We start from the raw sequence: 12,173 nt of genomic DNA on the forward strand, positions 1-12,173 counted from the left end.
GCGTTCTTATGCGGTTTTCTTGATGACTTCGTCGGCCACGCTGTTCGGGGCCTCGGCGTAGTGCAGGAACTCCATCGAATAGTTCGCGCGCCCCTGCGTCATCGAACGCAGGTCGGTCGCGTAACCGAACATCTCGGAGAGCGGCACATGGGCGCGGATGATCTTGCCGGACGCGGCGTCTTCCATGCCCTGGACCAGGCCACGACGACGGTTCAAGTCGCCCATGACGTCGCCCATATAGTCTTCCGGCGTCACCGCCTCGACCTTCATGATCGGCTCGAGCAGGACCGGATTCGCTTTCAGCGCTCCGTCCCTGACGGCCATGGAGCCGGCGATCTTGAACGCCATTTCCGACGAGTCGACCTCGTGGTACGAGCCGTCGAACAGAACAGCCTTGACGTCGACCATCGGGAAGCCGGCGAGCACACCGTTCATCAGCTGCTCCTCGATGCCCTTGGCCACCGAGCCGATGTAATCCTTCGGGACCACGCCGCCGACGATCTCGTTGACGAACTCGAAGCCCGCGCCTTCTTCCTGCGGCTCCAGACGGATCTTGACGTGACCGTACTGACCGCGACCGCCCGACTGGCGCACGAACTTGCCTTCCGCCTCGACGCCCTTGCGGATCGTCTCGCGGTAGGAAACCTGCGGCTTGCCGACGTTGGCCTCGACCTTGAACTCGCGCTTCATGCGGTCGACGATGATGTCGAGATGCAGCTCACCCATGCCCGCGATGATGGTCTGGCCGGACTCCTCGTCCGTGTGGACCCGGAACGACGGATCTTCCTGCGCCAGCTTCTGCAGCGCGATGCCCATCTTCTCCTGGTCGCTCTTGGTCTTCGGCTCCACGGCGACGGCGATCACCGGCTCCGGGAACTCCATGCGCTCGAGCGTGATCACGTTGGACGGATCACACAGCGTATCGCCGGTCGTCACGTCCTTCAGGCCGACTGCCGCGGCGATATCGCCGGCGCGGACTTCCTTGATCTCCTCGCGCGAATTGGAGTGCATCTGCAGCAGGCGGCCGATGCGCTCCTTCTTGCCCTTGATCGGATTCAACACCGTATCGCCGGCGCTGATCACGCCGGAATAGACCCGGAAGAAGGTCAGCGAACCGACGAACGGATCGGTCGCGATCTTGAACGCCAGCGCCGCGAACGGCTCGTCGTCGTCGGACTTCCGGATCGCCTCTTCTTCGTCCTCGGTCACGCCACGAATGGCCTTGACCTCGGTCGGCGACGGCATGTACTGCACGACCGCGTCCAGAAGCGCCTGGACGCCCTTGTTCTTGAACGCCGTGCCGCACAGGACCGGAACGATCTCGTTGGCCAGGGTCGCCGCGCGAAGACCGGAAACGATCTCCTCCTCGCTCAGCTGGCCGCCTTCGAGATACTTCTCCATCAGGCCTTCCGAACCCTCGGCGGCCGATTCGACCATGAACTCACGCGCCTGGGCAGCCTCGTCGGCGAGCTCGGCCGGGATATCGCGGGCCTCGTAGGTCGTGCCCATGTTTTCCGAGTCCCAGTAGATCGCGCGCATCTTGACCAGGTCGATCACGCCCTCGAAGTCTTCCTCCGCACCGATCGGCAGCTGGATCGGCACCGGGCGCGCGCCCAGGCGATCCTTGATCTGGCCGACCACGCGCGAGAAGTTCGCACCGGTCCGATCCATCTTGTTGACGAACGCCATGCGCGGCACTTCGTACTTGTTGGCCTGACGCCACACCGTCTCGGACTGCGGCTCGACGCCGCCAACCGCACAGAACACGGCCACGGCGCCATCGAGGACGCGCAGCGAGCGCTCGACCTCGATCGTGAAATCGACGTGCCCCGGCGTGTCGATGATGTTGATCCGGTAGTCCGGCCAGTCGCTGTCCATCCCGTTCCAGAAACAGGTCGTCGCAGCGGAGGTGATCGTGATGCCTCGCTCCTGCTCCTGCTCCATCCAGTCCATCACGGCATTACCGTCGTGCACCTCGCCGATCTTGTGCGAGATGCCCGTGTAGAACAGGATGCGCTCGGTCGTCGTGGTCTTGCCCGCATCGATATGGGCCATGATCCCGATGTTCCGATAGCGCTCGATGGATGTCTTGCGAGGCACGATGAGCTCCAGACCCTATCCGGTCTTACCAGCGATAGTGGGCGAAAGCCTTGTTGGCTTCGGCCATGCGATGCACGTCTTCCCGCTTCTTCACGGCATTGCCGCGCTCTTCGGCGGCATCCAGCAGTTCGCCGGCCAGCCGCTTCGGCATCGACTTCTCGCCGCGCTTGCGGGCGAAATCGATGATCCAGCGCATCGCCAGCGTCTGGCGACGGCGCGGACGCACTTCGACCGGCACCTGGTAGGTGGCGCCACCGACTCGGCGGGACTTCACCTCCACGGCAGGAGCAACGGCTTCCAGCGCCTTCTCGATCAACTCGATCGGCTCGGCGTGACCCTTGGCCTCGATCTCGTCGATGGCACCGTAGACGATGCGCTCGGCGACCGACTTCTTGCCGTCCTTCATCACCATGTTGACGAAGCGGGTCAGCAACTCGCTACCGAACTTCGGGTCCGGCAGGATGTCGCGCTGGAAATTTGAGTGCTTGCGGGACATATATGATTTCCGTATTCAGAGTCTTCGGGTCGGCGGCCTGTCCGGCGCCCGCCCCGTCGTGAACCTGCTTACTTGCTCTTGTTACTTGCTCTTGGGCTTCTTGGCGCCGTACTTCGAGCGGCCCTGGCGACGGTCGGTCACCCCGGCCGTGTCGAGGCTTCCGCGAACGGTGTGATACCGCACACCCGGGAGATCCTTGACTCGACCGCCGCGGATCAGCACCACCGAGTGCTCCTGGAGGTTGTGCCCCTCACCACCGATGTAGCTCGTCACTTCATAGCCATTGGTCAGGCGCACACGAGCGACCTTGCGAAGCGCCGAATTCGGCTTCTTCGGGGTCGTGGTGTACACGCGAGTGCACACTCCGCGCTTCTGCGGCGAGGCCTCGAGGGCCGGCACGTTCGACTTGTACTGTTTCGGGCGCCGCGGCTTGCGGACCAGCTGATTGATCGTCGCCATTTTTCCAAACCTTTAGAAAACAAACGACAGACCGCGCATTTGCGGTCTGCCGAAGAACGAGAATGTTAGAGGGTTTGACGGCCCGTGTCAATAGCGTTTCAGGCCGGAAACCGGGTTCCGAGCGGCTCAGCCCGCCTGGGCGGCCCCGCGGGTCCGTTCGGCCGGGGAAACCGGGGGCAGGACCTCGTCGAACAGGGTCGGATCGGCGCCGTCGAGATGCATCCGCTGGCTCAGTCCCCGGCGCCAGCCTCGCGCGCCGGGCTGGCCGTGGAACAGGCCCAGCATGTGGCGGCCGATCGACTGCAGGCGAACGCCCCGAGCGGCCTGCTCGCGCGCGGCGTAGGAGGCCATTGCCGTGACCACCGACGGCCGGTCGGCCGGCGCCAGCGCCGGGTCGATCGACTGCTGCAGTTCGGCCAGGATCCAGGGGTTCTGGTAGGCCGCGCGGCCCAGCATCACGCCATCGAAATCCCGCATCGCCGCGAGCGCGGCCTCGACGTCGACCACACCGCCGTTGAGAACGATTCGCAGCCCGGGGAACGCGGCTCGCAGCCGCGCGACCCGCCCGTAGTCCAGCGGCGGCACTTCACGGTTCTGCTTGGGGCTCAGACCGCTCAACCAGGCCTTTCGCGCATGGACAATGAACGTCTCGACCCCGCTTTCGGCCACGATCTCGACAAAGCGGTGCAGAAACGCCTCGCTGTCCTGATCGTCGACGCCGATCCGCGTCTTGACCGTCACCGGCACGTCGACCGCATCGCGCATCGCTGCCAGTCCGTCCCGCACGCGCTCGGGTTCGAGCATCAGGCAGGCACCGAACCGGCCCTTCTGGACCCGGTCCGACGGACAGCCGCAATTGAGGTTGATTTCGTCGTAGCCCCACTCCACCCCGATCCGCGCCGCTTCGGCCAGTTCGTCCGGTTCGGAGCCGCCGAGCTGCAGCGCGACCGGGTGCTCGGCCGGATCGAAGCCGAGCAGGCGATCCCGGTCGCCGTGAAGGACCGCGCCGGTGGTGACCATCTCCGTGTACAGGCGAGCCGACGGCGCGAGCAGACGGTGAAAATACCGACAGTGGCGGTCGGTCCAGTCCATCATCGGCGCCACGCACAGGCGCCAGCCGGCGTCCGCCCGCTCCGCGGTCATCCTGCCGCACCGCCCCCGGGACCGAGCAGGAACCACCAGCCCGCTGCACCAGCCGCCGCGGCGGCGCCTGCCGCCAGCAGCCAGCCCCAGCGCCCGCCGGACCCGGCCGCCTCGACCGGCTCCAGGACCCGGGCCGGCTTCAGACCCGGCGCCTGAAGCACGAAACGCAGGGTCGCGATCCGGAGCTCGTCGCCCGACTCCAGGGCACGACGGCGTACCGCCTCGCCGTTGACCTCCACCGGCCCGTCGGCCTCCAGCACCAGCGCATCGTCATCGACGCGGATGCGCGCATGCCGGCTTTCCAGCGCCGCGTCGCGAATGTCCGCGTCGGGCGCCGAACCGATGGTCAAGCCGTCGCCGATGTCGAAGGTCCGGCCGGTCATCGGCCCGGACGCGCCTTTCAATCGATAGTTCACGAGACCGTCCCGGCGGCGCGGCGTCGCAGGAACGTGGAAGCGGGGAAGACTCTCATGACGGCTCCAGATCGTGGCTCGCGTCGCGATATTCAAGCACTTCACGCAGTACGGCGGTCGCGTAGCAGCCGGGCCGGAGGCGGAACGACAGCGCCAGCACGTCCGGCGCCGGCCATGTCCAGGACAGGTCGAGCACGCGCATCCGCAGCGGTCGGCGCTCGCCGGACAGGCCGAAGCGCTGCAGGCCCGTGACCAGCTCCGCGTACTCCTCGAACACGGCGGCTTCGAGCGCGGCGGCCTCGCCGGTCGGCACCGGGCCGCCCTCGCCGGCCATCGGTCCGGTTGGGTGCACGTCCTGGCCGGCGACCCGGGCTTCGAGTTCGGCGTCGATCGCCTCGGCGGCGAACACGGACCGGCTGCCGTCGAGCATCAGCAGCTCGCCCGCACGGGCCTGGTTCCAGCTGGCATCCAGGATCCGGGCTTCGAGCACGCGGTTGAAGATCAGCGAGCGCGCGGCCGAAAGATAGAACCCGCGCTTGGCGCGCGACGGCTTGCGCCGAAGCTCGCCGCGGAACAGGCGATAGGCCCGGGCGACGTTGTTGCCGCCGAAGCGCTGTTCGCCGAAGCCGTTCGGTACACCGCCCTCGCGGATCGACGCCAGGCGCCGCTCGACCGCGTCACGATCCCCGTCGACGTTCCGCACGACCAGTTCGAAGGCATTCCCGGCCAGCCGACCGCGCTGGATCTTGCGTGAGTGGCGGGTCACCGACAGGACGCGCAGCGTGTCGTCCGACCACGCCGCGACGTCCGGATCGTCCCGGCCGGGCAGCTGGATCGTGAACGGCTGGCGGGTCACGGCGTTGCGGTCCTTCAGCCCAGCGAAGCCCACGGAACGGAGCGACACGCCGGCATGATCGGCGAGCCGCCGCGCGACATCCATCGTGTTGGCCTCGCGTTTCTCGACGTCGAGCCACAGGTGTTCGCCGGAGCCGCTCGGCGCATAGCCCGGGTCCTCGATCACGCGAAAGTCCTCGGGCTCGGTGCGGATGGCGCCGCGGCCGACCGGGCCGCCCCAAGCCCGCGGCGACTCATGACGCCCGCGACCGGCGAAGGCCGGGTTTCCGGACGCCGGATCAGCCATCCGCCGGCGGTTCGTCAGCGACGGCAGGGTCGGGGTCGACCGCGCTAGACGCCTGCGGCGCCCCCTGCTCGGCCGCGCCGGGCAGGCTCTCGAGTTCGCGCAACGCATCGGTCTGGCCCTCGGGCAGATCGTCCGGGTCGACCACCAGGAAGAAGCGCTCGCCGTCGCGCACCAGTCCCAGTTCGGCGCGGGCTCGCTCCTCGACCGCTTCGAGCCCGCTCTTCAGGTCGGCCACCTCGGCGGCCAGCGCGTCGTTGCGCTCGCGCAGCACCCGGTTGCGCTCCAGCTGGTCCTCGACCTGGCGGCGCAGGTCGCCGATCTGCCCGTACTGGCGCCACAGGCTGACCTGGAGCACGACCAGCAGCAGGACCAGCACCGCCATCATCACGCGCATCGTTCGACTCCCGGACGCCCGGTGCAGGGTTTAGGCGGCAGAGTGTAGCGCGCCATGCGATCAGCCTGCCCGGCCGAGCAGACCGTCGAGCACGTGGACGTAGACCTCGGGCAGACGCTCGAGGTCCGGCACGGCGATGCACTCGTCGACCTGGTGGATGGTCTCGTTGACCGGCCCGAGCTCGACGACCTCGATTCCGCGCGGCCCGAAGAACCGTCCATCCGACGTTCCGCCGCCCGTATCGGGCGTCGGCGCCCGGTCGAGGACCGCCCGGCAGGCGGCGTCGACCGCATCGACCAGGGGCCCCGCCGCCGGGCCGAACGGCGCGCCGGAAACGCGCCAGTCGAGGGTGCATTCACCCGGCGCGGACGCTTCGATGAGCGACCGCACCCGGGACTCCAGCGACTCGGCGGTGGAGTTCGGGTTGTGCCGGATATTGAAGCGGATCTCGATCTCGCCAGGCGTGACGTTCTCGGCGCCGGTCCCGGCGCGCACGTTGGACACCTGCAGGCGAGTGGCGGGAAAGGCCTCGTCGCCGTCGTCGAAGCGCAACGCCGTCAGCGCGGCCAGCAACGGCGCGGCCCGGTGAACCGGGTTCTCGCTGGGCTCCGCGTAGGCCGTGTGGCCCTGCGTGCCGCGGATCCGGAGCACGCCCTGCAGGCTGCCGCGCCGGCCGATCCGGATCACGTCGCCGAGGCGGTGCCGGCTCGACGGCTCGCCGACCAGCACGTGATCGGGCAGCGCGCCGCGCTGGACCAGCCAGTCGACGACCCGCACGGTGCCGTCGGTCGCCGGACCCTCTTCGTCGGAGGTCAGCAGGATCGACAGCGTGCCCCGATGGGCCGGACGCTCGGCAAGAAAGCGTTCCACCGCGACCACGAACGCCGCCACGGACCCCTTCATGTCGGCCGCGCCGCGTCCATAAAGCCGGCCGTCGCGCTCGGTCGGCTCGAAGGGCGGCGATCTCCACTCGGCCTCCGGACCGGGCGGCACCACGTCCGTGTGGCCCAGCAGGAGCAGGTGGGGTCCGCCGCTTCCGTGGCGGGCGAACAGGTTGTCGACTTCGCCGAAACGGAGGCGCTCGACCTGCATCCCGGCGGCCGCGAGGCGCTCGGCGAGCAGGTCCTGGCAGCCGGCGTCGTCGGGCGTGACCGACGGGCGCCGGATCAGTTCGCGGGCCAGGGCCACGACGTCGGCGCTCATGACCGCTCCAGCCAGTCGCGGACGTTGGCGGAAAAGCCGACCCGCACCTCGTCGCCGCGCTCGAACACGGGCCGCTTGACCAGCGTCGGGTGGGCCTGCAGCACCGGCAGCACGGCGGACGCTTGCATTGCCGGCCGTTCCGCCTTCGCCAGCTGGCGCCAGGTCGTCGATCGTCGGTTGACCAGCGCATCGGGACCGACCGCCTTCAGCCAGCGGCGCAGGTCGGCGGTGGTCACGCCGTCTTCGCGCAGGTCGACCCAGTCGTGATCGAGGTCGCGGTCGTCAAGCCACCTGCGCGCCTTGCGGCAGGTATCGCAGCTGCGGATTCCGTAGACGATCATGGCCGGCCCTCAGCGCGCTGCACGCAGCAGCTCGTTGACCGAGGTCTTCGCCCGGGTCTTCTCGTCGACCTGCTTGACGATGATCGCCGCATTGAGCGAATGGCTGCCGTCCTCGGCCGGCAGGCTGCCGGCAACCACCACCGAGCCGGCCGGCACGCGACCGGTGGTGGTCTCGCCGGTCTCGCGGTTGTAGATCCGCGTGCTCCGGCCGATGAACACGCCCATGCCGATCACCGCGCCCTTCTCGACGATCACGCCCTCCACCACCTCGCTGCGTGCGCCGATGAAGCAACCGTCCTCGATGATCGTCGGCTGCGCCTGGAGCGGCTCCAGCACCCCGCCGATCCCGGCGCCGCCGGACAGGTGGACCCCGGCGCCGATCTGTGCGCAGGACCCGACCGTCGCCCAGGTATCGATCATGCTGCCCGGCCCGACCCACGCGCCGATGTTGACGTAGCTCGGCATCAGCACCGCGTCCCGGCCGATGAAGGCGCCCTGGCGAACGGTCGCGTCCGGCACCAGGCGCGCACCGCAGTCGTCGATCGGGTCGTCGTCGCCGGCGAAGCGCAGCGCGACCTTGTCGAAGTAGCGCCGTCCGCCGTCGTGCATGACGCGGTTGTGGGTGATCCGGAAGTGCAGCAGGATGGCCTGCTTCAGCCACTCGTGCACCGTCCAGCCGCCCTCGCCGGGCGTGGCCACCCGAAGGTCGCCGCGCTCCAGCCCGAACAGGGCGCGGTCGACCGCGTCGCGCAGACCGGGTTCGTAGCGGCCGGGCCCGAGCGTGTCGCGCTGCTCCCAGGCCTCTTCGATGACGGGTCGGATGGTCGATTCCAGTTCGCTCATCAGGACTCTCCTGTGGGTTCGGGGGCCGGCCGGGCGTCGGCCGGGTCGAGACGGTCGCGGAGCCTGTGCTCCAGGTCGGCCGCGCGCTCGGCGTCGAGCGGTCGGCCGTCGCGATCCGAGATCTTGAACACGTCCTCGACGCGCTGGCCGAAGGTCGCGATGCGCGCGTCGTGAAGACGCAGGTCGGCGGCCAGCAGCGCCTCGGCGATCGCCGAAAGCAGGCCGGGTCGATCGGTCGTCGCGATGTCGAGGCGGGTCAGCCCGTCCTGCGACTCGAGCACGATCTCCGACCGGGTCAGGAAGTGCCGCAGCCGCCGCGGAATCGGCCGGCCGGGAAGCGCACGGATATCCCGGCTGGTCAGCTGCCCGGCCAGCGCGCGCTCGAGGCGGTGCGTGTCGGATTCGTTCATGCAGCCGCCGTTGGCGTCCATCAACTGGAACACGTTCCAGCTTCGCCCGTCCCGGGTGGTCGCGACCCGGGCGGCCAGCACGTTCAGCTCCATGCGGTCGAATTCGCGCGCGGTGATGGCGAACAGGCCGTCGAAGTCGTCGGCGTGGACGAAAACTTCCGTGATGCCCTTGTCGGCGAGGTTGCGGCAGGCCACCCGTGGACGCGCCGGGCGCTCCAGCACGCATCCGGCCGACCAGGCCAGCTGGTCCGCGTCGAGGCGCACCAGGCCGTCGACCGGCAAGCGGTCGAAGAGTTCTTCGGCGGCAGCCCGGTCCAGCCCGTTCGCCTCCAGCTCGGCCAGGGCCCCGGATCGGATCTCCTCGGCCAGTTCGGCGCGATCCTGCAGGGCGGCTTCCCCCTCGGCGAGCCGATCGGTGGCCGCCGTGAACAATTCCCAGAGCAGCGAGTCCTTCCACGAGTTCCAGAGCTTGGGCCGGGTGGCCGCGATATCGGCCACGGTCAATACGTACAGGTATTCGAGGCGACGCTGGGTGCCGACGGCACGCGCGAAGCGGTCGATGACGGCCGGGTCCGAGATGTCCTGGCGCTGCGCCGTCATCGACATCAGCAGGTGCTGGTCGACCAGCCAGACGACCAGGTCGCGGTCTTCCTGGCGCATGTCGAGACGGGCCAGGAAGTCCCGCGCGTCCTCGGCACCGAGCTCGGAGTGATCGCCGCCCCGACCCTTGGCGATGTCGTGGAACAGGGCGCCGAGGTAGAGCACCTCGGGCACCTCGATGCGCTCGAACACGTCCATCGCTCGCGCGAACGCCTCCGGGTACTTGCGGTAGGCGAAGCGGCGCAGGTTGCGGATCACGAACAGGATGTGCTGATCGACGGTGTAGACGTGGAAGAGATCGAACTGCATGCGCCCGGTGATCGCCCCGAACGCGGGCAGCAGGGCCGCCAGCACCCCGTAGCGGTTCATCCGCTCGAGCTGGGAGTACACCCGGCGCTCGCGGCGCAGCAGCTGGAGGAACAGGTCGAGATTCGCCGGGTCGCAGCGGAACTCGTCGTCGATCAGGTAGAGATGGTCCCGGATCAACCGGATCGTCGACGCGCGCACGCCCCGGATGGCTTCGTCGTCGGCCAGCACCAGGAACAGCTTCAGCAGCAGCTCGGGCTGGCGCACGAAGGCCTGCTCGTCGACCAGCTCGAGGTAGCCGTGGGTGACCCGGAACGTGTCGTCGATCGCGTAGGAGGGCAGGTGCCTGCGACCGGCCAGAAGCTCTTCTTCGAAGATCTGCAGCTGCTGTTCGTTCAGACGCTCGATCCGCATCACCGTGCGGTAGTACTGCTGCATGAAGGCCTCGACCGCGGCGTTGCCGTCGGACGCGTCGAAGCCGAAGCGCGCCGCCAGCTTGCGCTGGTAGTCGAACAGCAGCCGTTCCTCGGCCCGGCCGGCGATCTCGTGCAGCGCCCAGCGGATCGCCCAGAGGCGGTTGCGCGACTCGACAAGTTCCTCGTGCTCGCGCTCGGACAGGAAATCGTGCTCCACCAGCCCGTGCAGGGTCGAGGTGCCGAAGTGGCGCCGGGTGACCCAGGCGATCATCTGGACGTCGCGCAGCCCGCCCGGCCCGTTCTTCAGGTCGGGCTCGAGGTTGTAGACCGTGTCTTCGTGCTGGTCGTGGCGCTGCTGCTGCTCTTCGAACTTGGCCGCGAAGAACTCGTTGGCCGGCCACAGCGCCGGCGCGTCGGTCGCCGACCGCATGGCCTCGAACAGCGAGCCCGCCCCATGGAGCAGCCGCGACTCCATCAGGTTGGTGGCCACGCCGACATCGTCGGCTGCCGCAGCGATGCACTCGGCCACGGTACGGACACCGTGGCCGGGGTGCAGGTCGGCGTCCCAGAGCACGCGAACGAAGTCTTCCAGCGCTCGCTCGGGCCCCGGCTCCTCGTCGGGCCTCAGGATCAGCAGGTCCGTGTCGGAGTGCGGGTGCATTTCGCCGCGCCCGAAGCCGCCGACGGCGATCAGCTCCAGCGCTGCCGAGGCCGGAATCAGGGCCTGCCACGCGGTCAGCACGAGTTGTTCGATCACCCAGGCGCGGGCCTGGACCAGATCGCGAATGTCGCTGCCGGCCGCGAACTGCCCGGCCAGCACGCCGTCGGCGTGACGCCGGGCGGCACCGAGTTCGCGCGACAGGCGGTCGGGCACCGGGTCGATGGCCTGCAAGGCCCGCAGGTCGAGGCAGTTCCGGGATGCCGGCGGGGCCAGCAGGCGGTCGATCACAACGGGTCGTCGGGCAACCGGGTCAGGACGTCGACGCCGTCATCGGTCACGGCCATGGTGTGCTCCCACTGGGCCGACAGGCTGCGGTCCTTGGTCAGCACGGTCCAGCCGTCGGACAGCAGCTTCGTACCGGGCTTGCCGAGGTTGATCATCGGCTCGATCGTGAAGGTCATGCCGGGCTCGAGCACCACACCCTCGCCGGGCCTGCCGTAATGCAGGACCTGGGGCGGCTCGTGGAACCCGCGCCCGATGCCGTGGCCGCAGTACTCGCGGACCACCGAGCAGCGCTGGCCCTCGGCGTACTTCTGGATGGCCGCGCCGATATCGCCGAGCGTCACCCCCGGCTTGACCATCTCGATGCCGGTGACCATGGCCCGGTAGGCCACGTCGCAGATCCGGCGCGCCTTGATCGACGGTTCGCCGACCAGGAACATCTTGCTGGTGTCGCCGTGCCAGCCGTCCTGGATGACCGTCACATCGATGTTGACGATGTCGCCGTCCTTGAGCACGCGTTCGCCGGGAATGCCGTGGCAGACCACGTGGTTGACCGAAGTGCAGATCGACTTGGGGAAACCACGGTAGTTCAGCGGCGCCGGAATGCCCTTCAGCTCGTCGACGATGTAGGCGTGCGCGATCGCGTCCAGCTCGCCGGTGGTCACGCCCGGCCGGACGTGTTCGCGAAGCATCGCGAGTACGCTGGCGGCCTGCTGGCCGGCCACGCGCATCGCCTCGATCTCGTCGCGACTCTTCCGGTGAATGCCGTCGTGCTTCGGGCGGGAATGCATGGGTCGATCCGTTTCGAAGGTCGAAGCGTATTCTAGCGCACCCGGTCGAAGCCCTTGCCCCGGCGGGGCGAACCGTGACGACCGGCCCATGCCTTCCGGCACTATCGAGCGCTCACTCGCGCGTGAAAGAATCCCGGCACCTTGCCACTATCCTCGGGATTCCTGGAATCGACC

The 12,173-nt window shown here is 68.6% G+C and carries 12 protein-coding genes; all 12 read right to left on the reverse strand.

The window, feature by feature from the left end; genetic code table 11:
* Positions 1 to 6: 6 nt before the first annotated feature.
* Positions 7 to 2,100, reverse strand: a complete 2,094-nt coding sequence (fusA, locus tag KUV67_02440; GenBank protein ID MBY6203728.1) for an elongation factor G — start codon at positions 2,098 to 2,100, stop codon at positions 7 to 9.
* A gap of 25 nt (positions 2,101 to 2,125) precedes the next feature.
* The gene (gene rpsG / locus KUV67_02445) at positions 2,126 to 2,596 is read right to left on the reverse strand and encodes a 30S ribosomal protein S7 (GenBank protein MBY6203729.1); all 471 of its coding nucleotides are present in this window, start codon (positions 2,594 to 2,596) and stop codon (positions 2,126 to 2,128) included.
* 81 nt (positions 2,597 to 2,677) lie between these two features.
* On the reverse strand, positions 2,678 to 3,055 hold the full coding sequence (gene rpsL / locus KUV67_02450) for a 30S ribosomal protein S12 (GenBank protein ID MBY6203730.1): 378 nt from the start codon (positions 3,053 to 3,055) through the stop codon (positions 2,678 to 2,680).
* Positions 3,056 to 3,181: 126 nt separating this feature from the next.
* A complete protein-coding gene (gene dusA / locus KUV67_02455) occupies positions 3,182 to 4,198 on the reverse strand; it encodes a tRNA dihydrouridine(20/20a) synthase DusA (protein MBY6203731.1) in 1,017 nt (338 codons plus the stop codon).
* Entirely contained in the window at positions 4,195 to 4,614 is a 420-nt protein-coding gene (locus KUV67_02460; GenBank protein ID MBY6203732.1) for an FHA domain-containing protein, read from the reverse strand. Before KUV67_02460 ends, dusA begins: the two co-directional genes overlap by 4 nt.
* Before the next feature lie 52 nt (positions 4,615 to 4,666).
* Positions 4,667 to 5,752: a tRNA pseudouridine(13) synthase TruD gene (truD, locus tag KUV67_02465; GenBank protein ID MBY6203733.1), complete on the reverse strand. Its 1,086-nt coding sequence runs from the start codon at positions 5,750 to 5,752 to the stop codon at positions 4,667 to 4,669.
* Positions 5,745 to 6,146 (reverse strand): septum formation initiator family protein, encoded by a 402-nt coding sequence (locus tag KUV67_02470; protein ID MBY6203734.1) that lies wholly within the window; start codon positions 6,144 to 6,146, stop codon positions 5,745 to 5,747. The genes truD and KUV67_02470 overlap by 8 nt, the downstream gene beginning before the upstream one ends.
* Before the next feature lie 60 nt (positions 6,147 to 6,206).
* A complete protein-coding gene (gene dapE, locus KUV67_02475; protein MBY6203735.1) occupies positions 6,207 to 7,349 on the reverse strand; it encodes a succinyl-diaminopimelate desuccinylase in 1,143 nt (380 codons plus the stop codon).
* The gene (locus KUV67_02480; protein MBY6203736.1) at positions 7,346 to 7,690 is read right to left on the reverse strand and encodes a Spx/MgsR family RNA polymerase-binding regulatory protein; all 345 of its coding nucleotides are present in this window, start codon (positions 7,688 to 7,690) and stop codon (positions 7,346 to 7,348) included. Before KUV67_02480 ends, dapE begins: the two co-directional genes overlap by 4 nt.
* A gap of 9 nt (positions 7,691 to 7,699) precedes the next feature.
* Entirely contained in the window at positions 7,700 to 8,533 is an 834-nt protein-coding gene (gene dapD / locus KUV67_02485; GenBank protein ID MBY6203737.1) for a 2,3,4,5-tetrahydropyridine-2,6-dicarboxylate N-succinyltransferase, read from the reverse strand.
* Positions 8,533 to 11,214 (reverse strand): [protein-PII] uridylyltransferase, encoded by a 2,682-nt coding sequence (glnD, locus tag KUV67_02490; protein ID MBY6203738.1) that lies wholly within the window; start codon positions 11,212 to 11,214, stop codon positions 8,533 to 8,535. The genes dapD and glnD overlap by 1 nt, the downstream gene beginning before the upstream one ends.
* Positions 11,211 to 11,999 carry a type I methionyl aminopeptidase gene (gene map, locus KUV67_02495; protein ID MBY6203739.1) on the reverse strand — a complete coding sequence of 263 codons (789 nt, stop codon included), beginning with the start codon at positions 11,997 to 11,999 and terminating at the stop codon, positions 11,211 to 11,213. Before map ends, glnD begins: the two co-directional genes overlap by 4 nt.
* Positions 12,000 to 12,173: the final 174 nt, after the last annotated feature.

The sequence above is a fragment of the Halomonas denitrificans genome (assembly GCA_019800895.1).
Classification (GTDB): Bacteria; Pseudomonadota; Gammaproteobacteria; order Xanthomonadales; family Wenzhouxiangellaceae.